Raw genomic sequence first — 25,844 nt, forward strand, 5'->3', positions numbered from 1 at the left:
GCCCGGGGGACCGGCGGACAGCAACACCCCCTGCGACCGGATACCCTTTGATCCAGACACGCGAGATCCCACAACAGCACACGCGGCCGAGGAGTCACCCGGATGAGCACCACCCAGAGCGAGAGGCTGCGCGGGCTGGTCGAACCGCTCGTCAGCGCCGAGCAGCTGGATCTGGAAGAGATCGACATCTCGCGGGCAGGCCGCCGCCGGGTGCTGCGGATCGTCGTGGATTCCGATGAGGGTGTGGAGCTGGACGCCTGCGCGGAGCTGAGCCGCGCGATCTCCGCGAAGCTCGACGAGACCGATGCGATGGGCGAGGACGAGTACGTCCTGGAGGTCAGTTCCCCCGGTGCCGACCGCCCGCTGACGGAGCACCGCCACTACGTACGCGCCACCGGCCGGCTGGTCCGGCTGACGCCGCGCGAGGGCGCCGAGCTGGTCGCCCGCGTCCTGGCGGTCGACGAGGACGGTCTCGACCTGGAGGTGCCGGGCGTCAAGGGGCGCAAGCCCACCGCCCGCCGGATCGCCTTCGACGAGATCGCCAGGGCTCGCGTGGAGCTGGAATTCAACCGCAAGGACAAGAAGGAAGAGGAGGCGTAGCCGTGGACATCGACGTGAAGCTCCTGAAGGGCTTGGCGCAGGACAAGGAGATCCCGTTCGACGTCCTCGTCGAGGCGATCGAGTCGGCCCTCCTCATCGCGTACCACCGCACGGACGGCAGCCACCGCAGGGCGCGCGTGGAGCTGGACGAGCGCGGCCATGTGACGGTGTGGGCCAAGGAGGACGCGGCCGATCTGGAGGAGGGCCAGGAGCCCAAGGAGTTCGACGACACCCCGTCGGGCTTCGGCCGGATCGCCGCGACCACCGCCAAGCAGGTCATCCTCCAGCGGCTGCGCGACGCCGAGGACGACCGGACGTTCGGCGAGTACGCGGGCCACGAGGGCGATGTCGTCACCGGCGTCGTCCAGCAGGGCAAGGACCCGAAGAACGTCCTGGTGGACATCGGCAAGCTGGAGGCCATCCTGCCGGTGCAGGAGCAGGTGCCCGGCGAGGAGTACACCCACCGCCTGCGGCTGCGCACCTACGTCGTGCGCGTCGCCAAGGGCGTGCGCGGCCCCTCCGTCACGCTGTCGCGGACCCACCCCAACCTGGTGAAGAAGCTCTTCGCGCTGGAGGTCCCGGAGATCGCGGACGGCTCCGTGGAGATCTGCGCCATCGCCCGCGAGGCCGGCCACCGCACCAAGATCGCGGTCCGTTCGACCCGCTCCGGGCTCAACGCCAAGGGCGCCTGCATCGGCCCGATGGGCGGACGCGTGCGCAACGTGATGGCCGAGCTGCACGGCGAGAAGATCGACATCGTGGACTGGTCGGACGACCCGGCCGAGATGGTCGCCAACGCCCTGTCACCCGCACGGGTGAGCGAGGTCGAGGTCGTGGACCTGGGCGCCCGCTCCGCACGGGTGACCGTGCCCGACTACCAGCTCTCGCTGGCGATCGGCAAGGAGGGCCAGAACGCCCGTCTCGCCGCCCGGCTGACCGGCTGGCGCATCGACATCCGCCCGGACACCGAGACCGACGCCGAGCGCGACGTGGCCGACCGCGAGCGGGCCGAGCGGGCCCGGGAGCGCTCGGAGCGGCGCTGACGCACGGCCTCCGGCCGGCGCCGGCGGACGGCGCGGGCGGGGGCCGGGGAATAGATCACGTCGGCGGCTCGCTGAGAACACGACAACGTACGTTCGATTTTTGCCCCAAAGGGGTGAGGTCGGTGCGGGGAGGTAGACTTAGCCGTGTCTGGCCGGACGTACGTCCGCGCTTGCCCTGAGCGAACCTGTGTGGGATGCCGGGAGCGGGCGGCCAAGAACGAGTTGCTGCGCATCGTCGCGGACGGGGACGCCTGCGTCCCCGATCCTCGCGGTACGCTGCCCGGCCGGGGTGCGTACGTGCATCCCGTCCCCGACTGTCTGGACCTGGCGGTTCGCCGCCGGGCATTCCCCCGGGCCTTCAAGGCCAAGGGGCCGTTCGACCCGACCGCGGTACAGCGGTTCGTCGAGCGGGTGACACCGTAAGAAATGAACGGCACGGGACCCCGTGCGGTCAGGTACCTCGCGAGTTGGAAGTAGGTCGAGATTGCGATGAGCACTCGATGAGTACGCGATGAGTACGCCCATGAAGTAGCGACGGTCCGGCGGTAACCCGGACCTAAAAGGAGCGAAGTGGCTAAGGTCCGGGTATACGAACTCGCCAAGGAGTTCGGTGTGGAGAGCAAGGTCGTCATGGCCAAGCTCCAAGAACTCGGTGAATTCGTCCGTTCGGCGTCCTCGACGATCGAGGCGCCGGTCGTGCGCAAGTTGACTGACGCACTGCAGGGGCCCGGCGGCAACGCCGGCAAGCCCGCTGCGAAGCCGGGCGCGCCCCGCAAGGCCGCCCCTGCCAAGCCCGCGGCGCCGTCTCCGGCCGCCGCGGCACGTCCTGCCGCCCCGAAGCCCGGCGCCCCGGCCCCCAAGCCGGCCGCCGCCGAGGCCCCCCGGAGCAGCACCCCCTCCGCCCCGGCGCCGACCCCCGGCCCGCGTCCGGGCCCGAAGCCCGCGCCGAAGGCCCCGGTCACGCCGGTGCCCGCCGCGGAGTTCTCGGCCCCGGCCCCGGCCCCGGCACAGCCGGCCGCGCCGCAGGCCCCGCGCCCGACCGGCGCGACCCCCGGCCCCCGTCCCGCCCGCCCGGCCCCGGCCGGTCAGCAGGGTGGCGGCCAGCAGGGCGGCAACCGCGGCGGCGAGCGCCCCGCGCGTCCCGCCGGCCAGGGCGCCCCGCGCCCCGGCGCACGTCCGGCCGGTCCCCGTCCGGGCAACAACCCCTTCACCTCCGGTGGCTCGACGGGCATGTCCCGTCCGCAGGCACCCCGTCCCGGCGGCGCTCCGCGCCCCGGTGGCGGCCAGGAGCGCCCCGGCGCCCCGCGTCCGCAGGGCGGCCCCGGTGGCGCGCCGCGTCCGCAGGGTCAGGGCGGTCCCCGTCCGACTCCGGGCGGCATGCCCCGTCCGCAGGCGCCCCGTCCGGGCGGCGGCCCCGGTGGTAACCGTCCGAACCCCGGCATGATGCCGCAGCGTCCGGCCGCGGGTCCGCGTCCCGGTGGTGGCCCCGGCGGCCGTCCCGGCGGCGGCGGTCGTCCGGGCGGCGCGGGTCGTCCCGGTGGCGGCTTCGCGGGTCGTCCGGCCGGTCCCGGCGGCGGTGGCGGCGGCTTCGCCGGCCGTCCCGGTGGCGGTGGCGGCGGTGCGGGTCGTCCCGGTGGCGGCGGCGGCTTCGGCGGTCGTCCCGGCTTCGGTGGCCGACCCGGTGGCCCGGGTGGCCGCGGTGGCACACAGGGCGCCTTCGGCCGTCCCGGCGGTCCCGCGCGTCGTGGCCGCAAGTCGAAGCGGCAGAGGCGCCAGGAGTACGAGGCCATGCAGGCCCCGTCGGTCGGCGGCGTGATGCTGCCTCGCGGCAACGGACAGACCGTCCGCCTGTCGCGCGGTGCCTCGCTCACCGACTTCGCCGAGAAGATCAACGCCAACCCGGCGTCGCTCGTCGGCGTCATGATGAACCTCGGCGAGATGGTCACGGCCACGCAGTCCGTCTCCGACGAGACGCTCCGGCTTCTCGCGGACGAGATGAACTTCGTCCTGGAGATCGTCAGCCCGGAGGAGGAGGACCGCGAGCTGCTCGAGTCCTTCGACATCGAGTTCGGCGAGGACGAGGGCGGCGACGAGGCCCTGGTGCCGCGTCCGCCGGTCGTGACCGTCATGGGTCACGTCGACCACGGTAAGACCCGCCTTCTGGACGCCATCCGCAAGACGAACGTCATCGCGGGCGAGGCCGGCGGCATCACCCAGCACATCGGTGCCTACCAGGTCACGGCCGAGGTCAACGACGAGGCGCGGAAGATCACCTTCATCGACACCCCGGGTCACGAGGCGTTCACCGCCATGCGTGCCCGCGGTGCGAAGTCCACCGACATCGCGATCCTCGTGGTGGCGGCGAACGACGGTGTGATGCCCCAGACGATCGAGGCGCTGAACCACGCCAAGGCGGCCGACGTGCCGATCGTGGTCGCGGTCAACAAGATCGACGTCGAGGGCGCCGACCCGGTCAAGGTGCGTGGTCAGCTCACCGAGTACGGGCTGGTGGCCGAGGAGTACGGCGGGGACACGATGTTCGTGGACATCTCCGCCAAGCAGGGTCTGCACATCGACCAGCTGCTGGAGGCCGTCGTCCTCACCGCCGACGCCTCGCTCGACCTGCGGGCCAACCCGGAGCAGGACGCGCAGGGCATCGCGATCGAGTCCCACCTCGACCGCGGCCGCGGTGCCGTCGCGACCGTCCTGGTCCAGCGAGGCACGCTGCGGGTCGGCGACACGATGGTCGTCGGCGACGCCTACGGCCGTGTCCGCGCCATGCTCGACGACAAGGGCGAGAACGTCGAGGAAGCGGGTCCGTCGACCCCCGTCCTCGTGCTGGGTCTCACCAACGTCCCGGGCGCCGGCGACAACTTCCTGGTCGTCGACGAGGACCGTACGGCCCGTCAGATCGCCGAGAAGCGTGCCGCCCGCGAGCGCAACGCCAACTTCGCCCGCAAGGGTGTCCGGTTCTCCCTGGAGAACCTGGACGAGGCGCTCAAGGCCGGTCTGGTCCAGGAACTCAACCTCATCATCAAGGGCGACGCGTCCGGTTCGGTGGAGGCTCTCGAGTCCTCGCTGCTCCAGCTCGACGTCGGCGACGAGGTCGACATCCGGGTCCTGCACCGCGGTGTGGGTGCGGTCACCGAGTCGGACATCGACCTGGCGACCGGCTCCGACGCCATCGTGATCGGCTTCAACGTGCGCGCCGCCGGGCGTGCGCAGCAGATGGCCGACCGCGAGGGTGTGGACGTCCGCTACTACTCGGTCATCTACCAGGCGATCGAGGAGATCGAGGCGGCCCTCAAGGGCATGCTCAAGCCGGAGTACGAAGAGGTCGAGCTGGGTACGGCGGAGATCCGCGAGATCTTCCGCTCGTCCAAGCTGGGCAACATCGCCGGTGTGCTCGTCCGGTCCGGCGAGGTCAAGCGCAACACCAAGGCGCGCCTGCTGCGCGACGGCAAGGTCGTCGCGGAGAACCTCACCATCTCCGGTCTGCGCCGCTTCAAGGACGACGTCACCGAGATCCGCGAAGGCTTCGAGGGCGGTATCAACCTCGGCAACTTCAACGACATCAAGATCGACGACGTCATCGCGACGTACGAGATGCGCGAGAAGCCGCGAGGCTGACCCGTACCTCAACAGTCGGGGCCGGTCGACGGGACCTCATTCCCGTCGATCGGCTCCGGCCGTTCCGGTACGGTTCTTGTGTCCCCGCCGATCAACGGCGGGGCGCGAACCCGAACCGGCGGGACATCCGGGCATTCATGTATGTGGGGACACTGTCCTTCGACCTGCTTCTCGGCGACGTACGGTCGCTGAAGGAGAAGCGTTCCGTGGTCCGCCCGATCGTGGCCGAACTCCAGCGCACATACGCGGTGAGCGTGGCGGAGACGGGCGGGCAGGACCTCCATCGCAGGGCCGAGATCGGCCTCGCCATGGTCTCCGGGGACACCCGGCACCTCACAGACGTACTCGACCGGTGCGAGCGCCTCGTCGCCGCCCGGCCGGAAGTGGAGCTGCTGTCCGTACGACGGCGGCTGCACAGCGACGAAGACGAATAGCAAGGCGAAGGAGACGGACCAGTGGCCGACAACGCGCGGGCTAAGAAGCTGGCGGACCTCATCCAGGAGGTGGTCGCCGGGAAACTGCAGCGCGGCATCAAGGACCCGCGTCTGGGGACGCACGTGACCATCACGGACGTCCGGGTCACCGGTGACCTGCGGGAGGCCACGGTCTTCTACACGGTCTACGGCGACGACGAGGACCGGGCCAGCGCCGCGGCCGGCCTGCAGAGCGCCAAGGGCATCCTGCGGTCCGCGGTCGGAGCGGCGGCGGGTACGAAGTTCACCCCGACGCTCACCTTCGTGGCGGACGCGCTCCCGGAGAACGCCCGCGCCATCGAGGACCTGCTCGACCGGGCCAGGGCCTCGGACGCCAAGGTGCGGGAGGCGTCCTCGGGCGCCACGTACGCGGGCGACGCGGACCCGTACCGCAAGCCGGAGGACGAGGACAGCGCCCCCGAATGATCACGCAGAACAGAACGCACCAGGACGGGGGCGGGAGCGCGGCGACCTCGGCCAAGGGTGGCGGCGGGCGACGGGAGGGCGGTTTGGTCATCGTCGACAAGCCGTCCGGCTTCACGTCGCACGACGTCGTCGCCAAGATGCGCGGCATCGCCCGCACCCGCCGCGTCGGCCACGCGGGCACCCTGGACCCGATGGCGACCGGGGTGCTGGTGCTCGGTGTCGAGAAGGCGACCAAGCTCCTCGGCCATCTCGCGCTGACGGAGAAGGAGTACCTGGGCACGATCCGGCTCGGCCAGAACACCGTCACGGATGACGCGGAGGGCGAGATCACCTCGTCCGCCGACGCCTCCGGGGTGACCCGCGAGGCGATCGACGCCGGGGTCGCCGCCCTGACCGGCGACATCATGCAGGTGCCGTCCAAGGTCAGCGCCATCAAGATCGACGGCAAGCGGTCCTACGCGCGGGTGCGCGGCGGCGAGGAGTTCGAGATCCCGGCCCGGCCGGTGACCGTCTCGTCCTTCCGCGTCTACGACGTCCGCGAGGCCGTCGCCGAGGACGGCACACCCGTGCTCGACCTGGTCGTCTCCGTCGTCTGCTCGTCCGGTACGTACATCCGGGCCATCGCCCGCGACCTGGGCGCCGGGCTCGGCGTCGGCGGCCATCTGACCGCCCTGCGGCGCACCCGCGTCGGCCCCTACGGGCTGGACGCCGCGCGCACGCTCGACCAGCACCAGGAGGAGCTGACCGTGATGCCGGTGGCCGAGGCCGCCGCCTCCGCGTTCCCCCGCTGGGACGTGGACGAGAAGCGGGCCCGGCTGCTGCTGAACGGCGTACGCCTCGACATGCCGGCCCACCCGTCGAAACCGGTCGCCGTCTTCGGCCCGGACGGGCGGTTCCTGGTCCTCGTCGAGGAGCAGAACGGCAAGGCGAAAAGCCTCGCCGTCTTCGGCTGACCGCCCTCGGCCCTCCATCGGGCCGGTCGTGGAGCGGGCAGTCCCTCGGTGCCCGCTCCACGACCCCCCACCACCTTCTGTCCAAGGAACGGCCCGGATTCACCCCAACGAGCAGGCGCTCGGAGTGAAAGAGGGGGGTGACGGGGGCGCGTTCCCCCGGAGTGGTCCGCACGGGGATCTTCGCCGACCTACCTTCGGATCATGGGATGCGGGGACCGGGCGACGCTGGTACGACTGTGCGATCCGGCCGGCCGGCCGCGAGGGACCGGCTTCGTCGCCGACGACCGGGGGACGGTCGTCACCAGCCATGAGGCGGTGGACGGCCTGCCCCACCTCGTGCTTCACGGCACGCACGGCCGCAGCCGCCGGGTCGAGGCCGCCGACATCACCGCCCTCCCCGAGCACGACCTCGCCCTGCTGCCCACCGGCGGCCCCGACACCCTCGGCATCCGCCCGCTCCCGGTCTGCGTACGGGCCCGGATCGACCCCGGCACCTACGTGACCGTCGCCGCGCACGGCCTGCGCGAGGCCCGCGTCCTCGGCCGCACCGCCGTCACCTACACCAGCCACGGCCGCACCCACCGCATCGACCGCGCCCTGGAACTGGCCCTCGGCACGGACGGCAGCGACGCCCTCAGACTGGGCGGCGCGGCGGTCGGCGGACCCGTCCTCGACCCGGACAGCGGGGCCGTCATCGCCGTCCTGGGCCTCGCCCTGCGCGCCTCCCACACCACCGCCGGCTGCGCCACCCCCCTCGCCGGGGCGGCCACCGACGGGCCGCTGGGCGAGCTGCTGCGACGCAACGCCGCGACCGTCCCCGGCTACGGCCCCGATCTCAACCTCGCCGGGGCCCTCCAACTCACCGCCATGTCCGTGGGCTCGGCGGGCGGCCCCGGCGAGCCGCCCGAACCGGTCGAGCGGCCCGGCATCCGCGCCGAGTCCGAGGCGTTCGCGACGGCCGCCCCCGGAGCACCGGCCGTCGTCCTGGGCCTGGTCGGCGAGCCGGGCACCGGCCGCACCACGGAACTCGCCGCGATCGCCGCGCGCCGGGCGGCCGGACCGGTCCCCGCGCCCACGCTGTGGCTGCGCGGCGCCGACCTCCTCGCGGACGACACCTCCGTCGCCGACGCCGTCGCGCGCACGCTTCGGCAGGCCGGCCGCATCGTCACCGCCGCCGGCACACCCGGCGACATGGCGAGCGCCACCCCGGAACGGATCGCCCGCCTCGCCGCAGGCGGCGGGGCCCCGCTGCTCGTCCTGCTGGACGCCCCCGAGGAGATGCCGCCCGTCCTGGCGCACCGCCTGCCCGTCTGGACCACCGGCACGGTCGGCTGGCTCCGCGAGCACGGCGCCCGGCTCGTCGTCGGCTGCCGCCCCGAACACTGGGAAACGGCCGGCGCGCTCTGCCCGGCCGACGCCCTGCACCGCCCCGCCCGCCCGGCCCGGCGGCTCCCCCCGGCCGTCCGTGTCACCGACTTCACCGCCGACGAGGCGGGACACGCCCGCGAACGCCTCGGCCTGCCGCCCGGCTCCCTCGCCGCCGGCCACGACCGCCACCCCCTCACCCTCCGGCTGCTCGCCGAGGTGCGCGAGGCCCTGCCGCCGGACACGCCGGGCCGCCCCGACACGGAGGAGGTCTTCGCCGCCCACCTCGACCTCATGTGCCTGCGGATCGCCGTCCGCATCGCCGCCGGCAGCCGCCCCGGCCCCACGGAGGTACGGCGCCTGGCGGCGCGGGTGGCCGGCCAGGTCCACGAGGCGGCCCGCCGCTGCCTCGGCCCCGGCCAGGGCGAACTGGACCGCCCGGCCTTCGAGGCCCTCTTCCCCTGGCGCACCGGCTGGGCCCCGGCCGTCCTCACGGAACGCCTCCTCGTTCCCGCAGGAGCGGGCTACCGCTTCGCCCACGAGGAACTGGGCGACTGGATCCAGAGCACCCATCTCGACCTGGACGCCGCACTGCGGGCGCTGGTGCACCGCTGGCACGCGGAGCGGGGGAGTACCGCCCGCGTCCCCCGGCCGCGCCGACCGGCGGAGGCCGGCGCGGAAGCACCCGGGCCGTCCCCCGCCGCGGACGCCGCCCGCCCGGCCCCGCCGCCCAGCCTCCCCGTCCCCCGACACCGCATCGGCCCGGTCGTCCAGGCCCTCCTGCTGCTCGGCCGGCGCCAGGGCACGGCCGCGCTGGCGCACCGGCTGGCCGACCTGATCGAGGCGCTGGACCGGCTCCCGGAAGCGGCGGAGGACGGCGACGACCCGGACGGCGAGGACGCCGGTACCCCCGCAGGCGCTCCCCGGCGCCCCCGCTCCGACCCCCGCTGGTGGGCCTCCCACCTCCTCGCCGAGACCCTGCTGCGCGTCCCCGACGCACGGCCCCACCTCGGCGTGCTGCGACTGCTCGCCGGACGCGTCGTACGCACCGCCGGCGAGGCGGGCGGCGGCTGGGCGCGAGGCGCGTACGCCGAGTTCGGACCCTGGTTCTGGCGGGGGCTGCGACTGCCCGAGACCGACCGGATCGACCTTTTCCGCCGGCTGCTCCCCGCCGACGGCGCCGGCGGGGACCGGTTCCTGGACGCCGTCGACCGGCGACTCGCCGCCCGTCCGCGTACGCTCCAGCCGCTCCTGTGCGCCTGGTTCACCGACGAGCGACCGCTCGCCGCCGCCCCGGACGCGGAGATCCGGCCGACCGTCGCCACCGCCGCCCAGGCCCTGCTGCACGCCCGCCGGGACCTCGCCGTGGACGACCTCGCGGACGCGCTCGTCGCGGCCGGGCACCCCCGCGCGGAGGAACTGCTCGCCGCGCTCGCGGAGGACGAGCCCGCAGCCCTGTGCCGGGCCGTCGAACGGTGGGCCGGGGACGAGGAGCGCCGCGCCCGGCGCGTCGCCGCCGTGGGCCACGCCGCGCTCCTCGCCGCACGTCCGCTGCCCGAGGCCGACCGGGACCGGCTGCGCACGGCCGCGCTCACGGTGCTGGCCCGCCCCGCCGACAGCGAACTGCACGGGCCGGTGCTCGCCCTGCTGGTCGCCGACCCGCACACCCGCGACCGCTTCCTCCCGCAGGCCGTCCGCGCCTTCACCGCCGAAGGGCCGCAGGAGGTCCGGGTGCCGCCCGCAGCCCTCGCCGCCGCACTGCCCACGCACCCGGACGCCGTGGTGGCGGCGTACCGGGACCGGCTCGCGCGGCCGGACCAGGGCGCGGGGGAGGTGCTGCGGGCCCTGGCCGGGATCGACGCGCCGGAACTCGCGCTGCACGCCGCCGGACTCGTACGGGCCTACGTGGACGGTCATCCGGGGGACACGGCGCACACCGCCGTCTACCTCGACCGCCGGCTGGAACACGGGCCCGCCGCGCGCGCCCTGCTGCTGCCGCTGCTGACCGGGCTGCTCCGGGACCGCCCGGCCGCCCCGCCGGTCCGGGGCTCGCTGGCGGCGGTGCTCGCCTCGCCGGGCAGCTCCGCGTCCCAGCCGGTCCGCGACGAGCTGCTGGAAGTGCTGCTGGACTTCGAGCAGAGCGGCGGGGCGCCGGACCCGGTGGTCCTGGAGGCGCTGCTGCGGGCCGCCGCCACCGGCAGCGCCGGACGGTCGCCGGTACGGACGAGGGCGCTGGCGCACCGGGCCGGGACGCTCCTCGCCCGGACCTGCGAAGGAGCGGCGCTGTTCGACCGCAGGCTGGTGGCGCTCGCCGGCGAGATTCCGGGATTCGGCGCCCTGGTCGCGGGCTGGCTGGCCGCCGCTCCCCAGGAGTGGGCGGCCGTCGTGGGGCCCGGCGCCCGGCACACGCTGGAGGCGATGAAGGCGTCGATGCCCATGCCGATGCGGGCCGCAGGGCGTGAGCATGGCAGTCTTAGACCTGCGTAAGCGACATCATCACGTACACGGGTTCGGGCGAGGAGCGGCAGAGTGCAGCGCTGGCGAGGCTTGGAGGACATCCCCCAGGACTGGGGGCGGAGCGTCGTCACCATCGGCTCGTACGACGGAGTGCACCGCGGACACCAGCTGATCATCGGCCGGGCCGTCGAGCGGGCCCGCGAGCTGGGGGTGCCGTCGGTCGTCGTCACCTTCGACCCGCACCCCAGCGAGGTCGTCCGCCCCGGCAGCCACCCGCCGCTGCTCGCCCCGCACCACCGGCGCGCCGAGCTGATGGCGGAGCTGGGCGTGGACGCCATGCTGATCCTGCCGTTCACCACGGAGTTCTCGCGGCTCGCCCCGGCGGACTTCATCGCCAAGGTGCTCGTCGACAAGCTGCACGCCCTGCTGGTCATCGAGGGACCCAACTTCCGTTTCGGCCACAAGGCCGCGGGAACCGTCGAGCTGCTGACCGAGCTGGGCGCCGAGCACGACTACCGCGTCGAGGTCATCGACCTGCGGGTGCGCGGCGAGGCGGGCGGCGGCGAACCGTTCTCCTCCACGCTCACCCGGCGCCTGGTCGCCGAGGGCGACGTGACCGGCGCGGCCGAGATCCTGGGCCGCCCGCACCGCGTCGAGGGCGTCGTCGTACGGGGCGCCCAGCGCGGGCGCGAGCTGGGCTTCCCCACCGCCAACGTCGAGACCCTGCCGCACACCGCGATCCCCGCGGACGGCGTCTACGCCGGCTGGCTGCACGCGAACGGCGAGGCGATGCCCGCCGCGATCTCGGTCGGCACGAACCCCCAGTTCAACGGCACCGAGCGCACGGTGGAGGCGTACGCCATCGACCGCGTCGACCTCGACCTGTACGGCCTGCACGTCGCCGTGGACTTCCTGGCGTACGTACGCGGCATGTCGAAGTTCGACACGATCGACGACCTGCTCGTGGCGATGGCCGCCGACGTGAAGCGGTGCGGCGAACTGGTCGCCGCCGCCGAAAGGGCCTGAGCGCGGGTTTCCCGGCCCCACCGGCCGGGAAACCACCGGCAGGTCCGGGAAGCCGCCCGGCTCAGGACGAGGGCGCCGGGACCGTCGCCGTCGCCCAGTGGCAGGCCACCTGCGTCTCCCCGCCGCCCGCCAGGACCGGCAGGTCCTGCGTACGGCACGCCTCGGCGACCCCCGCCCGCTCCGCCTCGCCCGAGGCCAGCACCTGGCACCGGGCATGGAACCGGCAGCCGGACGGCACCCGCGACGGGTCCGGCGGCTCACCGGTCAGCACCACCGGATCGCCCTCCGCCTCCGGCAGCACCGACAGCAGCGCCCGCGTGTACGGATGGCGCGGGGCCGTCAGGATCTGCTCCACGTCACCCGTCTCCACGATGCGCCCCAGGTACATCACCGCCACCCGGTCCGCGATGTTCCACGCCAGGCCCAGATCATGCGTGACCACCAGCGCGGACAGGCCCAGCTCCTCGCGCAGCCGCAGCAGCAGCGCCAGGATCTCGCCGCGCACCGACGCGTCCAGCGAGGCGACCGGCTCGTCCGCCACGATCAGCTCCGGCTCCAGGACCAGCGCCCCCGCGATCACGACGCGCTGGCGCTGACCGCCCGACAACTCGTGCGGGTAGCGCAGAAAGAACCGTTCCGGCGGACGCAGCCCCGCCCGTGACAGCGCGTCGTGCACGGCCTGCCGCTCGTCGCCGCCGTAGCCGTGGATGCGCAGCCCCTCGGCCACCGCGTCGTACACCGTGTGGCGCGGGTTCAGCGAACCGCTGGGGTCCTGGAGGACCAGCTGCACCCGCTTGCGGTACGCCTTCAGCGCCCGGCTGCGGTAGTCCAGCGGCTTCCCGCCGTACGTGATCCGGCCGGCGGTCGGCGGGACCAGGCCGAGCAGCGACCGCGCCAGCGTCGTCTTGCCGCACCCCGACTCACCGACCAGAGCGACGATCTCGCCGGGCCGGATGTCCAGGTCGACGCCGTCCACCGCACGCGCCGGAGCGGCCCCGTGCCGGCCAGGGAACGTGATCCTGAGCCCCCGCGCGCTGAGCAGGTCCACCGGGGTCGTCGTCATGATGTGCTCCTCGCTTCCTCGCCGCCCGGCAGGACCGGCGCGGCCGGCCCCGCCGGATCGACCAGCACACACGCGGCCTGCCGGCCGGGACCGGCGTCCCGCAGCTCCTGGTCCAGCGTGGCGCAGGAGTCCAGGGCCACCGGGCAGCGCGGGTGGAAGGTGCAGCCGGCCGGCAGCGCCGACGGGTCGGGCGGGTCACCGGGCAGGCCCTGCGGCGCGAACCGGGACGCCGGGTCGCCGATGCGCGGGAAGGCGCCCGACAGCGCCCTGCTGTACGGGTGGTGCGCGTTCTCGTAGACCTCCGACGCCGGACCCTCCTCGACGACCCGCCCCGCGTACATCACGGCGAGCCGGTCGCAGGTGTCGGACAGCACCGCGAGGTCGTGGCTGATCATGATCAGGCCGAGGTCCTGCTCGGAGACGAGCCGCTCGATCAGCCGCAGGATCTGGGCCTGGATCATCACGTCGAGGGCCGTCGTCGGCTCGTCGGCGATGATCAGACCGGGATCGCAGGCGAGCGCCATCGCGATCATCACGCGCTGCCGCTGGCCGCCGGACAGCTCGTGCGGATAGGCGTCCGTCCGGGCGGCGGGCAGCCCGACCTGCTCCAGCAGCTCACCGGCGCGCTTCCGGGCCGCCGCCGGAGTGGTCCTCCCGTGCAGCAGGATCGGTTCGGCGATCTGGTCCCCGATGCGGTGCACCGCGTTCAGCGAGTGCATCGCGCCCTGGAAGACGATCGAGGCGCCCGCCCAGCGCACGGCCCGGACCCGGCCCCACTTCATCGCGAGGACGTCCTCGCCGTTCAGCAGGATCTCGCCGGTCACCTGCGTGCCCGCCGGCAGCAGCCGCAGCAGGGCCAGCGCCAGTGTGGACTTCCCGCAGCCGGACTCCCCGGCGATGCCGAGCTTGCGCCCCGCCTCGACCTCCAGGTTCACGCCGCGCACGGCGCGGGCCCCTCCGGCGTATGTCACCGTCAGGTCCCGTACCTTGAGGAGCGGCGTCTCGCGGATGCTCGTCGTGCTCAACGGGCCACCCCCAGCTTGGGATTGAGGACGGACTCGATCGCGCGCCCGCACAGCGTGAACGCCAGGGCGACCAGGGCGATGGCGATGCCGGGCGGTGCCAGGTACCACCAGTCGCCGGCGCTGACCGCCCCGGCGGCGCGCGCGTCCTGGAGCATGCTGCCCCAGGAGGTGATGGTCGGGTCGCCCAGGCCGAGGAAGGCCAGCGTGGCCTCGCTCAGGATCGCGCCGGAGATCGCCAGCGTGGTCTGGGCGAGCACCAGCGGCATCACATTCGGCAGGACGTGCCGGAGCATGACGTGGCCGTGGCCGCCGCCCAGCGCGCGGGCCCGCTCGATGTACGGGCGGGACTCCACGGCCAGGGTCTGCGCCCGCACCAGCCGGGCGGTGGTCGGCCAGGTCGTGACGCCGATCGCGATGACGATCGTCCACAGCGAGCGGTCCATCACGGTGGCGAGGGCGACGGCCAGCACCAGCGTCGGCATCACCAGGAACCAGTCGGTCACCCGCATCAGCACCGTCGAGTACCAGCCCCGGTAGTGCCCGGCGACGATCCCGACGACCGTGCCGATGGCGACGCAGAGGAACGCCGCGAGCAGCCCCACGGTGAGCGAGACCCGCGCGCCCCACACCAGCAGCGCCAGCACACTGCGCCCGAACTGGTCGGTGCCCAGCGGGAACGCGCCGCTCGGCGACTCCAGGGCGCCGCCGGTCGCCTCGGTGACGCTCTGCGAGTCGGCGCCGACGAGCTGCGGCGCGGCCAGCGCGACGAGCGCGATGAGGACCAGGCAGCCCAGCCCCCACATACCGCCCCGGTGGGTGCGGTACTCCCGCCAGAAGCGGGCCAGCGAACGGCGTTTACGGGCCCGGGCCAGGGCGCGGGCGCTCCTGGCGGGGCCGGGCGGGACCGGCGCGGGCGCCGGCGTGGACAGGGGATCGGTCGTGGTCATCGGCCCACCCGTGGATCGAGCAGCGGATACAGCACATCGGCAAGGGTGTTCGCCAGGATCACCGCGGTGGCGAAGACGAAGAACAGCCCCTGGACGAGCGGCAGGTCGGGGGTGCTCAGGCCCTGGTAGAAGAGCGAGCCGAGGCCCGGCCAGGAGAACACGGTCTCCACCAGGATCTGCCCGGCGACCACATGCCCCAGATTGACGAACATCAGGGTGAACGTCGGCAGCATCGCGTTGGGCACGGCGTGCTTGCGGCGCACGGCGTCGTCCCGCAGCCCCTTGGCGCGGGCCGTCGTCAGATAGTCGCTGCCCATCTCGTCGAGCAGCGAGGAACGCATCACGAGCAGCGTCTGCGCATAGCCGACCGCCACCAGGATGATGACCGGCAGCACCATGTGGTGCGCCACGTCGACGACGTAGTCGAAGCCGCTCGTGTCGCCCGACGTCATCCCGCCCGTCGGGAACATACCGGGGATCGGGCCGACGCCCACCGAGAAGACGATGATCAGCAGCAGCCCGAGCCAGAAGGAGGGCACCGAGTACAGCGTCAGCGCCAGCGCCGTGTTGAACCGGTCGTTCGCCGAACCGTTGCGCCAGGCGGTGCGGGTGCCGAGCCAGAGACCGATCAGGCTGTAGAGGACATAGGCGGTGCCGGTCAGCAGCAGCGTCGCCGGAAGCTTCTCGACGATCTTGTCGATGACCGGTGCGTGGTACGCGTACGAGGCGCCGAAGTCGCCGGTCAGCGCGTCCCCGATGTAGCTGGTGAACTGCTGCCACATCGGCTGGTCGAGCCCGAACTGATGGCGCATCGACTCCAGCTGTTCGGCCGATACGCGCCGGCCGCCCGTCATCTGCTTGACCGGGTCGCTCGGAATGAGCCGGAAGAGGAAGAAGCTGGTGACCAGCACCGCGAACAGGGAGACGACGGCGCCCGCGAGCTTGGCGGCCACATACTTCAGATAGGCCTTGGTGTTGCGCGCCCGCGGATCGCGGGCGGCCTCGGGACCGGCCGGAGGGCCGCCCTCGACCGCGTCCGCCCCGTGCACGAGCGCCGGAGTGCTGTCAGCTGTCATCGGAACTCTCGTAACTCGTGTCGTTCCTGAAGGAAACGGCCGGCGCGGGCCCGCTGCCGCGCCCGCGCCGGCCGGTTCCTCTCGTCCCGTTCGAGAACCTACTCGCGATCGTCCGCGGTGGTGCGGCGGCGCCGCGAGATCAGGAAGCCACCACCTGCGAGGACCACGACCGCGACCACGATTCCGATGATCACACCGGTGGAGGAGCCGGAGCCGCTGTCCGAGTCACCGCTCCCATCCGCGGGCACGGCCGACCACCAGCTCCAGTAGCCGTCCTGGCCGTAGATGTTGCCGGCCGCCTCGGGCATGGTCGTGATGGACTTGATCTGGTCGGTGCGGTACGCCTCGACCGCGTTCGGGTACGCGATGACGTTCATGTACCCCGAGTCGTAGAGCCAGGACTGCATCTGCCCGACGAGTTGCGCCCGCTTCGCGGGGTCGTACTCGGCGAGCTGCTTCCGGTACAGCTCGTCGTACGTCTTGTCGCAGATGAAGTTGTCGGTGGCCGCGCTCGCCCTGGCCTTGGTGGGCAGGGCCGCGCAGGTGTGGATGCCGAGGACGAAGTCCGGGTCCGGGTTGACGGACCAGCCGTCGAAGGCGAGGTCGTACTCGCCCGCGTACCAGGGCACCGACACGTCGTCCAGGCAGTCCACCTTCAGCCCGATGCCGAGCTTGCCCCACCACTCCTTCAGGTACTTGCCGACCGCCTTGTCGTTGGGGTCGGTGGCGTGGCACAGGATGCGCAGGTCGAGCGGCTTGCCGTCCTTGCCGACGCGCCGGTCGCCCTTGAGCTCGTAACCTGCCTCGTCCAGCAGTTTCGCCGCCTTGTCGGGGTCGTAGGCCAGCGCCTGGTCGGCGGACGGCTCCCAGGCGTACGCGGAGAAGCGCGGCGGGATGTAGCCCTTGCCCTCGACGGCGTGGCCCTGGAAGACCCGGTCGATGATCGTGTCGCGGTCGACCGACAGGAACAGCGCCTGGCGGACCCGCTTGTCGAGCAGCGCCTTGTTGCCGTCGCCGAACTTCCTGCCGTCCTTGGTCCGCGCGCCGGGGTTGGTGGCCAGCGCGTAGAACCGGCGGCCCGGACCCTCGTTGACCTTGATGTTCTTGTCGCCCTTGAGGGAGTTCGCCTGAGCGGGCGTCAGCGCGGGCGAACCGGCGACGAAGGAGACCTCGCCCTTGCGCAGGGCGGCGACGGCCGCGTCCTGGTCCTTGTACGTCTTGAAGACCAGCTCGTCGAACTTGGGCGCGCCGCGCCAGAAGTCCTTGTTGGCCTTCAGCTTCACGTACTGGTCGACCTTGTAGTCCGTCAGGATGAACGGCCCGTTGCCGACGACGGGGAACTTCGTGTCGTTGTTGAACTTCGAGAAGTCCCCGACCTTCTCCCACACGTGCTTGGGCACGATCGGCACGTCGAGCGCGGCCATGGTGGCCTGGGGCTCCTTCAGCTCGATGACGAGCCGGGTGGGGTCGGGCGCCGTCACCTTCTTGAAGTTGGTGACGAAGCTGCCGTTGGCCTGGGCCGCCGCCTCGTCGTCCATGATCTTGTTCAGCGTCCAGGCCGCGTCCTCGGCGGTCGCCCGCTGCCCGTCCGACCACTTCGAATCGGTCCGGATGGTGTACGTCCACGTCAGCTTGTCGGGGGACGGCTCCCACGAGGTGGCGAGCCCCGGAACGGCGTGGTTGTCCTTGGGGTCGTAGTTCGTCAGAAAGTCGTACATGAGCCGCGACACGCTCGTGCTCAGCAGCTTCTGGGCGAGGAACGGGCTCAGTGAGTCGACGCTCTGCGCGACGGCGACGGTGAGCGTCCTGCCGCCGCTGTCGGCGGCCTGCGCCGCCTGCGCCTCCTGGGGTGCCGACAGCGGCATGCCGGGTAAGACGGAGCCGGCCGCGAGCGCGAGGGCGGCGGCACCGGAGGCCAGAAGCACGCGCGGACGTGAGCGCGGCGGGGCGGAGGACGGGGGGATTCTTACGACCATGGTCAGAGACCTCGCGTCATGACTCGCACGGAGAAGATGGGATGAACTCTGGATCGCCGGCTGATGTTGCGCAGGTCTACCAGCGGTGGTCGAGCCGCGTCAACGGTCCCTGAAACGGCGTGTGGGCTGCGGGAATGCCAAAAGGGTCCGCATCGCGGAGGCGATGCGGACCCTCATTGGTTCAGACCTCTGAAGCCCTACTGCTGAGGCGCTGACGGTGGCTGCTGCTGCCATCCGGCGGGCGGTACGGGGCCCTGCAACTCGGGGTGCGCGGACGGTTCGGGCGCACCCTGCCCACCTTGCTGCGGAGGGTACGGCTGCGTGCCCTGCGCGGGTGGCTGCTGCTGCCAGCCCTGCCCGGCGCCGGGCCCCGGCTGCGGGGGATAGGGCTGCTGCGGATACGGCTGACCGGGTGATTGGGGCGCGTACGGCTGACCGGGGTACTGCGGCTGCCCGGGCTGCGGCTGGGGCTGCCCGTGCTGCGGCTGACCGGGCTGTCCCGGCTGCTGCGGGGCGTACGGCTGCGGCGCGGGGGGCTGCTGACCCGGCATCGGCTGACCGGGAACCTGCTGACCCGGCATCGGCTGGCCCGGAATCTGCTGTCCCGGCAGCGGCGGGGCGTACTGCGGCGGCGGACCGCTGCCGTCCGACGTCCAGAGCCCTTGCTGCTGCTGGGCGCGCGCGAAGTCCTCGGCGACCAGCGCGGACAGATTGAAGTACGCCTCCCGCGTCTTCGGCCGCATCATGTCGAGGTCCACCTCCGCACCGGCCGACAGATGCTCGTCGAACGGCACCACGACCACCCCGCGGCAGCGCGTACGGAAGTGCTGCACGATGTCATCGACCTTGATCATCTTTCCGGTCTCGCGGACCCCCGAGATGACCGTGATCGACCGCTGCACCAGCTCCGCGTACCCGTGCGCCGACAGCCAGTCCAGCGTCGTCGAGGCACTGGAGGCGCCGTCGACCGAGGGCGTCGAGATGATGATCAGCTGATCGGCCAGGTCCAGCACCCCGCGCATCGCGCTGTACAGCAGACCGGTGCCCGAGTCCGTGAGGATGATCGGGTACTGCTTGCCGAGCACGTCGATCGCGCGCCGGTAGTCCTCGTCGTTGAAGGTCGTGGAGACCGCCGGGTCCACGTCGTTCGCGATGATCTCCAGACCGGAGGGCGCCTGCGAGGTGAACCGGCGGATGTCCATGTACGAGTTCAGGTGCGGGATCGCGTGCACCAGGTCGCGGATGGTCGCCCCGGTCTCACGGCGCACCCGGCGGCCCAGCGTGCCGGCGTCCGGGTTGGCGTCGATGGCGAGGATCTTGTCCTGCCGCTCGCTGGCCAGGGTCGCGCCGAGCGCGGTGGTCGTCGTGGTCTTGCCGACACCGCCCTTGAGGCTGATGACCGCGATCCGGTAGCAGGAGAGCACCGGCGTACGGATCAGCTCCAGCTTGCGCAGCCTCTCCTGCTCCTCCTTCTTGCCGCCCAGCTTGAAACGGGCAGCGGCCGAGGGATTGCGGCTGCTCCGCGTCTTCTGCTTGCCCCGGATCAGCCGGTCGGACGTGAGCTCCACCGCGGCCGTGTACCCCAGCGGAGCACCCGGTACGGAACGCTCGCGCTGGTCGTGGGTGACGGGCGCGGGCCACGAGGTGCCGGCCCGCGGATCGACGGGCTGCTGGTACGGCTGCGGCTGGTGGGGCTGAGGCTGCGCCTGCGCGGGCAGCTGCGGGGCGCCGCCCTCGGCCGGCGGCTGGGCCTGCTGCTGCGGCGGCTGCTGAGCGGACCAGGGCGCCTGCGGCTGCGGGGCCTGGGGAGCCTGCGGCTCGGGCGGCCGCTGCGCCGGCAGGTTGGCCGCGGGGAGCGCCTGCGGAGGCTGCTGCGCGGGCTGGGGCTGCTGGGGGAAGCCGTAGCCGGACTGAGCGGCCGGGGGAGGAGTGGGGTGCGCCGGAGCCGGAGCCGGAGCCTGCGGCTGCACGGCCTGGGGCGGAGCGGCTTCCGGCTGCTGGACCGGCGGCTGCGGGGCCTGCGGGGCGGCCGGCTGGAAGGCGGGCGGCAGCGGCGGCAGACCGCCCTGCGCCTGGGCCGGCGCCCAGGGAGAGGACGGAGCGGCGTCTGACGGTGCGGCATCGGAGGGGGCGGCGTCCGACGGCGCGGCGTCGGACGGGGCGTCCGCGAGCGGCGCCTTGCCGACGGGCACCTCGTCGCCCGCCTCATCCGTCACGTCCGTTGCATCCGTCTCGCCCGTCTCGGGCCCGGACGGCGCCGCGTCCGACGGCACCGCGTCGGCCGGTTCGGAGGGGAACGGCTTGGGGCTGTACGGCTTCGGAGCGTCCTCGCCCGCCCCGTCCGCGTCGTCCCCGGTCCCCTCGGCCTCCGGCGCCCTGTCGGGCTCGTCGGCCGGCTCCGGGGTGTCGGCGCCGGAGCGCCCGGCCTCCTCGGGCTCGAAGTCGAACACCCGGCCGGACACGTCATCCCGCACGTCCCCGTCCGCGTCCCTGTCCCCGTTCGCGCCGGACGGCGCATCGTCGTCCGCGTCGCGCGTCGCGGTCTCCCGCTCCTCGATCTCCCGCTTCAGCGCGGCGGCCGAGAACCGCATCGTGGCGCCGCTCTCCAGGTCACCGCTGTCGGCGGGCTCCGGCGGGGCCGGTGCCCGGTCGGGGTCGAAGCCGCGGTGCGCGGGCGGCGGGGGCAGCGGCACCGGCTCACCGCTGGGCGGGGCCGGCGGCGAGCCGGCACCGTTCGAGGAGTCGCCCGGCGCGTTCTGCGTGTACCAGGCGGGCGGGGTGTAGTCGATGGTGAACTCACCCGTCGAGTCGGCGGGCTCCGCGTCGGACGACTCGTCGACGGGCTTGTCCCAGCCCCCGCGCATCTCGTCCCGATCGCCGTTCACTTTTGCCTCCTGGTGTGGTCGAGCACCCTTGTGCCGTGGTGGGTGGGGACGGTTCCGTAACGCGAATCGCCCGGCTCTCCCCCTGGGACGCGCAGGGCCTGCCCAGAGGTTCTCCGCCGCGTCCGCAACCACCCTAATCGCCGGGGCCACCGCGACGGCAGGCCGTACGGCACCGTGAACACGGCCCCGTACCAAGGGATATGACCCACAAAACGGTCGAAGGGGGGCACGTTCGTGTGAACGTGCCCCCCACGGCTACCCGGTGTACCCGGGGACGACTACTGGAGGTCGAACTCGCCGTCCCTGGCACCGAGCACGAACGCGTGCCACTCGGCCTCCGTGTACCTCAGCACGGTGTCGGGGTCGAGCGAGGACCGCATCGCCACCCCGCCGCCGGGAAGGTGCGCGATCTCGACGCGCTCCTCCTCCTGCTCCGTGCCGGGCGCACACAGCCACTTCACCCCCGAGATGTCGCGTGCGTACAGCTCGTCCTTCTCCGCCTGTGTGCCCATCGTGTGGGTTCCTTTCCGTACCGGCTCCGATCCGCACCGTACAGGGGAAGGGGCGGGCGGCGGGACCGGCCCCGGACGGCTGGTAGTCTGGCTGCGGCCGTTTGTGTACGCGTTCCCGGTTCGTTCTGGGAACTGCGCTCATCGGACCCTCGCTCCCGAGTCACCCAAGCTCCCCTGAGAACGAGACCAGGGGCACTCGTGGGCGCATCGAACACCAAGAGGAGTACCGCGTGCCGCTCGACGCCGCTACGAAGAAGCAGATCATGACCGAGTTCGCGACGAAGGAGGGCGACACCGGTTCCCCCGAGGTCCAGGTCGCCATGCTCTCGCGCCGCATCTCGGACCTGACGGAGCACCTCAAGACGCACAAGCACGACCACCACTCCCGTCGTGGTCTGCTGATCCTGGTCGGCCAGCGTCGCCGCCTCCTGCAGTACCTGGCCAAGAAGGACATCCAGCGCTTCCGTGCGCTCGTCGACCGCCTCGGCATCCGCCGCGGTGCGGCCGGCGGCGTCAAGTAGAGACGCTGTGCAAGGGAGCGGTTCCCTCATCCAGGGGGCCGCTCCCTTTGCCGTACGTGCGGTACCGGGGACAACCTCAGTAACCTGGACGTACAACAACAGACGAGGAGAGGCGCCCCACGGCCGCCGCCGGTCCTCGGTAGTGGCCCCCGGAACAACGTCCGGGAGCTTCGATCGAAGACCGGCCCCGCACACACGGTGCGCTTCTCCGCACTGTCCGGCGCCATACGGGCGCCCGGACGAAAGACGACGAGTATGGAGAATTCACTAGTGGAGAACGAGACCCACTACGCCGAGGCCGTCATCGACAACGGCACGTTCGGCACCCGCACCATCCGCTTCGAGACGGGCCGCCTGGCCAAGCAGGCCGCCGGCTCCGCCGTCGCGTACCTGGACGACGACACCATGGTGCTGTCGGCCACCACCGCTTCCAAGCGGCCCAAGGACCAGCTCGACTTCTTCCCCCTGACGGTGGACGTCGAGGAGCGACAGTACGCCGCGGGCAAGATCCCCGGCTCGTTCTTCCGCCGCGAGGGCCGCCCCTCCGAGGACGCGATCCTCACCTGCCGCCTGATCGACCGCCCGCTGCGCCCCTCCTTCAAGAAGGGCCTGCGCAACGAGATCCAGATCGTCGAGACGGTCATGGCGCTCAACCCCGACCACCTGTACGACGTGGTCGCGATCAACGCCGCCTCCTGCTCCACGCAGCTGGCCGGTCTGCCCTTCTCCGGCCCGATCGGCGGCACCCGTGTCGCGCTGATCAAGGGCCAGTGGGTCGCGTTCCCGACGCACACCGAGCTCGAGGACGCCGTCTTCGACATGGTCGTCGCGGGCCGCGTCCTGGAGGACGGCGACGTCGCGATCATGATGGTCGAGGCCGAGGCCACCGAGCGGACCATCCAGCTCGTCAAGGACGGCGCCGAGGCCCCGACCGAAGAGGTCGTCGCCGCCGGTCTGGAAGCCGCCAAGCCCTTCATCAAGGTGCTGTGCAAGGCCCAGTCCGACCTCGCCGCCAAGGCCGCCAAGCCCACCGGCGAGTTCCCGGTCTTCCTCGACTACCAGGACGACGTCCTGGAGGCCCTCACCAAGGCCGTCAGCACCGAGCTGGCCAAGGCGCTCACCATCGCCGGCAAGCAGGAGCGCGAGGCGGAGCTGGACCGCGTCAAGGAGATCGCGGGCGAGAAGCTCCTCCCCGAGTTCGAGGGCCGCGAGAAGGAGATCTCCGGCGCCTACCGCGCGCTGACCAAGAAGCTGGTCCGCGAGCGCATCATCAAGGACAAGGTCCGCATCGACGGCCGCGGCGTCACGGACATCCGTACGCTCGCCGCCGAGGTCGAGGCCATCCCGCGCGTGCACGGCTCCGCCCTGTTCGAGCGTGGCGAGACCCAGATCCTGGGCGTCACCACCCTCAACATGCTCCGCATGGAGCAGCAGCTGGACACCCTCTCCCCGGTGACCCGCAAGCGCTACATGCACAACTACAACTTCCCGCCGTACTCCGTCGGCGAGACCGGCCGCGTGGGCTCGCCCAAGCGCCGTGAGATCGGCCACGGCGCGCTCGCCGAGCGCGCCATCGTGCCGGTCCTGCCGTCCCGCGAGGAGTTCCCTTACGCGATCCGCCAGGTGTCCGAGGCCCTCGGCTCCAACGGCTCGACGTCCATGGGTTCGGTCTGCGCCTCCACCATGTCCCTGCTGAACGCCGGTGTGCCCCTCAAGGCCGCCGTCGCCGGCATCGCCATGGGCCTGATCTCCCAGGAGATCGACGGCAAGACCCACTACGTCGCCCTCACCGACATCCTCGGTGCCGAGGACGCCTTCGGTGACATGGACTTCAAGGTCGCCGGTACGAAGCAGTTCGTCACCGCGCTCCAGCTCGACACCAAGCTCGACGGCATCCCCGCCTCGGTCCTGGCCGCCGCGCTGAAGCAGGCCCGCGACGCCCGCCTCCACATCCTCGACGTGATGAACGAGGCCATCGACGTCCCGGACGAGATGTCCCCGAACGCCCCCCGGATCATCACCGTCAAGATCCCGGTGGACAAGATCGGCGAGGTCATCGGCCCCAAGGGCAAGATGATCAACCAGATCCAGGAGGACACCGGCGCCGACATCACGATCGAGGACGACGGCACCATCTACATCGGTGCCCAGCAGGGCTCGCAGGCCGAGGCCGCCCGCGCCACGATCAACGCCATCGCCAACCCGACCATGCCGGAGGTCGGCGAGCGCTACCTGGGCACGGTCGTCAAGACCACCACCTTCGGTGCGTTCGTCTCGCTCATGCCGGGCAAGGACGGTCTGCTGCACATCTCGCAGATCCGCAAGCTCGCCGGCGGCAAGCGCGTCGAGAACGTCGAGGACGTCCTCGGCGTCGGCGCCAAGGTCCAGGTCGAGATCGCCGAGATCGACTCCCGCGGCAAGCTCTCCCTCATCCCCGTCATCGAGGGTGAAGAAGACGACGAGAAGAAGGACGACGCCGCCAAGTGACGTCCCGTAGTTCCGCGACGACGGCCCGCCCCTCCTCGGAGGGGCGGGCCGTCGCCCGTACCCAAACGCTTCTCAAGGGCAGCAACGGCATCGGCACGGTCCGCCGGACGGTCCTGCCCGGCGGCCTCCGCGTCGTCACCGAGACCCTGCCCTCCGTACGCTCCGCGACCTTCGGTATCTGGGCCAACGTCGGTTCACGCGACGAGACGCCCGCGCTGAACGGCGCCACGCACTACCTGGAGCACCTCCTCTTCAAGGGCACCGCCAAGCGCAGCGCCCTCGACATCTCCTCCGCCATCGACGCGGTCGGCGGCGAGATGAACGCCTTCACGGCCAAGGAGTACACCTGCTACTACGCGCGGGTCCTCGACACGGACCTGCCGCTGGCCATCGACGTCGTCTGCGACATGCTGACCGGCTCGCTGATCGCCCCCGAGGACGTGGACGCCGAACGCGGCGTCATCCTGGAGGAGATCGCCATGACGGAGGACGATCCGGGCGACTGCGTGCACGACCTGTTCGCGCACACCATGCTCGGCGACACCCCGCTCGGCCGCCCCGTCCTCGGCACCGTCGACACGATCAACGCCCTGAACCGGGGCCAGATCGCCCGCTTCTACAAGAAGCACTACGACCCCACCCGGCTCGTCGTCGCCGCCGCGGGCAACATCGACCACGCCACGGTCGTACGCCGGGTCCGCAAGGCGTTCGAAGCGGCCGGCGCCCTCTCCCGCACCGACGCCGTCCCCACCGCGCCCCGCGAGGGCTCCCGCGCCCTGCGCACCGCCGGCCGGGTCGAGGTGCTGGGCCGCAAGACCGAACAGGCCCATGTGGTCCTCGGCATGCCCGGCCTCTCCCGCACCGACGAGCGCCGCTGGGCCCTGGGCGTCCTCAACACCGCCCTCGGCGGCGGCATGAGCTCCCGCCTCTTCCAGGAGGTACGGGAGAAGCGCGGCCTCGCCTACAGCGTGTACTCGTACACCTCGGGCTTCGCCGACTGCGGCCTGTTCGGCGTGTACGCGGGCTGCCGCCCCAGCCAGGTGCACGACGTCCTCAAGATCTGCCGCGATGAGCTGGACCGGGTCGCGTCGGACGGGCTGAGCGACGAGGAGATCAGCCGCGCCATCGGCCAGCTCTCCGGCTCCACCGTCCTCGGCCTGGAGGACACCGGCGCGCTGATGAACCGCATCGGCAAGAGCGAGCTGTGCTGGGGCGAGCAGATGTCGGTCGACGACATGCTCGCCCGTATCGGCGAAGTCACCCCGGACGACATACGCGCGGTGGCGGGCGAGATCCTCGGACAGCGTCCCTCGCTGTCCGTCATCGGACCGCTCAAGGACAAGCAGGCCGCCCGTCTCCACGACGCGGTCGCCTGAAAC

At 72.3% G+C, this 25,844-nt stretch carries 19 protein-coding genes; 12 read left to right on the forward strand and 7 right to left on the reverse strand.

Annotation, left to right across the window (positions count from 1 at the left end; translation table 11 throughout):
- Positions 1–102 precede the first annotated feature (102 nt).
- The 9 genes from rimP (at position 103) to DNK56_RS27745 (ending at position 11,973) form a co-directional block, all read left to right on the forward strand.
- On the forward strand, positions 103–600 hold the full coding sequence (gene rimP / locus DNK56_RS27705; RefSeq protein ID WP_111338512.1) for a ribosome maturation factor RimP: 498 nt from the start codon (positions 103–105) through the stop codon (positions 598–600).
- Positions 601–602: 2 nt separating this feature from the next.
- Entirely contained in the window at positions 603–1,643 is a 1,041-nt protein-coding gene (gene nusA / locus DNK56_RS27710) for a transcription termination factor NusA (RefSeq protein WP_111338513.1), read from the forward strand.
- Between the two features lie 144 nt (positions 1,644–1,787).
- Positions 1,788–2,066 (forward strand): YlxR family protein, encoded by a 279-nt coding sequence (locus tag DNK56_RS27715; RefSeq protein ID WP_199563603.1) that lies wholly within the window; start codon positions 1,788–1,790, stop codon positions 2,064–2,066.
- Positions 2,067–2,213: 147 nt separating this feature from the next.
- Positions 2,214–5,273, forward strand: coding sequence for a translation initiation factor IF-2 (gene infB, locus DNK56_RS27720; RefSeq protein ID WP_111338514.1), 3,060 nt, complete (start codon positions 2,214–2,216; stop codon positions 5,271–5,273).
- 137 nt (positions 5,274–5,410) lie between these two features.
- Positions 5,411–5,707: a DUF503 domain-containing protein gene (locus DNK56_RS27725; RefSeq protein ID WP_111338515.1), complete on the forward strand. Its 297-nt coding sequence runs from the start codon at positions 5,411–5,413 to the stop codon at positions 5,705–5,707.
- Positions 5,708–5,728: 21 nt separating this feature from the next.
- On the forward strand, positions 5,729–6,172 hold the full coding sequence (gene rbfA / locus DNK56_RS27730; RefSeq protein WP_111338516.1) for a 30S ribosome-binding factor RbfA: 444 nt from the start codon (positions 5,729–5,731) through the stop codon (positions 6,170–6,172).
- Positions 6,169–7,125: a tRNA pseudouridine(55) synthase TruB gene (gene truB / locus DNK56_RS27735; RefSeq protein WP_241990106.1), complete on the forward strand. Its 957-nt coding sequence runs from the start codon at positions 6,169–6,171 to the stop codon at positions 7,123–7,125. The genes rbfA and truB overlap by 4 nt, the downstream gene beginning before the upstream one ends.
- Before the next feature lie 201 nt (positions 7,126–7,326).
- The gene (locus DNK56_RS27740) at positions 7,327–10,977 is read left to right on the forward strand and encodes a S1 family peptidase (RefSeq protein ID WP_111338517.1); all 3,651 of its coding nucleotides are present in this window, start codon (positions 7,327–7,329) and stop codon (positions 10,975–10,977) included.
- Positions 10,978–11,019: 42 nt separating this feature from the next.
- Positions 11,020–11,973 (forward strand): bifunctional riboflavin kinase/FAD synthetase, encoded by a 954-nt coding sequence (locus tag DNK56_RS27745; RefSeq protein WP_111338518.1) that lies wholly within the window; start codon positions 11,020–11,022, stop codon positions 11,971–11,973.
- Positions 11,974–12,034: 61 nt separating this feature from the next.
- Here the strand turns inward: DNK56_RS27745 and DNK56_RS27750 are convergent, their stop codons facing one another.
- The 7 genes from DNK56_RS27750 to DNK56_RS27780 all read right to left on the reverse strand — a co-directional run bounded on the left by DNK56_RS27750 (position 12,035) and on the right by DNK56_RS27780 (position 21,457).
- Positions 12,035–13,036, reverse strand: a complete 1,002-nt coding sequence (locus DNK56_RS27750) for an ABC transporter ATP-binding protein (protein ID WP_111338519.1) — start codon at positions 13,034–13,036, stop codon at positions 12,035–12,037.
- Positions 13,033–14,061 (reverse strand): ABC transporter ATP-binding protein, encoded by a 1,029-nt coding sequence (locus tag DNK56_RS27755; RefSeq protein WP_111338520.1) that lies wholly within the window; start codon positions 14,059–14,061, stop codon positions 13,033–13,035. The genes DNK56_RS27750 and DNK56_RS27755 overlap by 4 nt, the downstream gene beginning before the upstream one ends.
- Positions 14,058–15,008 carry an ABC transporter permease gene (locus DNK56_RS27760; RefSeq protein WP_111338521.1) on the reverse strand — a complete coding sequence of 317 codons (951 nt, stop codon included), beginning with the start codon at positions 15,006–15,008 and terminating at the stop codon, positions 14,058–14,060. Before DNK56_RS27760 ends, DNK56_RS27755 begins: the two co-directional genes overlap by 4 nt.
- Complete coding sequence (locus DNK56_RS27765) at positions 15,005–16,084, reverse strand: ABC transporter permease (RefSeq protein WP_111338522.1); 1,080 nt, start codon at positions 16,082–16,084, stop codon at positions 15,005–15,007. The genes DNK56_RS27760 and DNK56_RS27765 overlap by 4 nt, the downstream gene beginning before the upstream one ends.
- 98 nt (positions 16,085–16,182) lie before the next feature.
- Positions 16,183–18,060, reverse strand: a complete 1,878-nt coding sequence (locus DNK56_RS27770) for an ABC transporter substrate-binding protein (protein WP_111338523.1) — start codon at positions 18,058–18,060, stop codon at positions 16,183–16,185.
- A gap of 197 nt (positions 18,061–18,257) precedes the next feature.
- Positions 18,258–20,945 carry an SCO5717 family growth-regulating ATPase gene (locus DNK56_RS27775; RefSeq protein ID WP_111338524.1) on the reverse strand — a complete coding sequence of 896 codons (2,688 nt, stop codon included), beginning with the start codon at positions 20,943–20,945 and terminating at the stop codon, positions 18,258–18,260.
- Positions 20,946–21,223: 278 nt separating this feature from the next.
- Positions 21,224–21,457, reverse strand: coding sequence for a DUF397 domain-containing protein (locus DNK56_RS27780; RefSeq protein WP_111338525.1), 234 nt, complete (start codon positions 21,455–21,457; stop codon positions 21,224–21,226).
- Positions 21,458–21,687: 230 nt separating this feature from the next.
- On the opposite strand from DNK56_RS27780, the gene rpsO reads away from it, so the two are divergent.
- The 3 genes from rpsO (at position 21,688) to DNK56_RS27795 (ending at position 25,841) form a co-directional block, all read left to right on the forward strand.
- Positions 21,688–21,978 (forward strand): 30S ribosomal protein S15, encoded by a 291-nt coding sequence (gene rpsO, locus DNK56_RS27785; RefSeq protein ID WP_111338526.1) that lies wholly within the window; start codon positions 21,688–21,690, stop codon positions 21,976–21,978.
- 270 nt (positions 21,979–22,248) lie between these two features.
- A complete protein-coding gene (locus DNK56_RS27790) occupies positions 22,249–24,465 on the forward strand; it encodes a polyribonucleotide nucleotidyltransferase (protein WP_111338527.1) in 2,217 nt (738 codons plus the stop codon).
- A complete protein-coding gene (locus DNK56_RS27795; protein ID WP_111338528.1) occupies positions 24,462–25,841 on the forward strand; it encodes a M16 family metallopeptidase in 1,380 nt (459 codons plus the stop codon). The genes DNK56_RS27790 and DNK56_RS27795 overlap by 4 nt, the downstream gene beginning before the upstream one ends.
- Positions 25,842–25,844: the final 3 nt, after the last annotated feature.

Source organism: Streptomyces sp. AC1-42W (assembly GCF_003248355.1).
GTDB lineage: Bacteria > Actinomycetota > Actinomycetes > Streptomycetales > Streptomycetaceae > Streptomyces.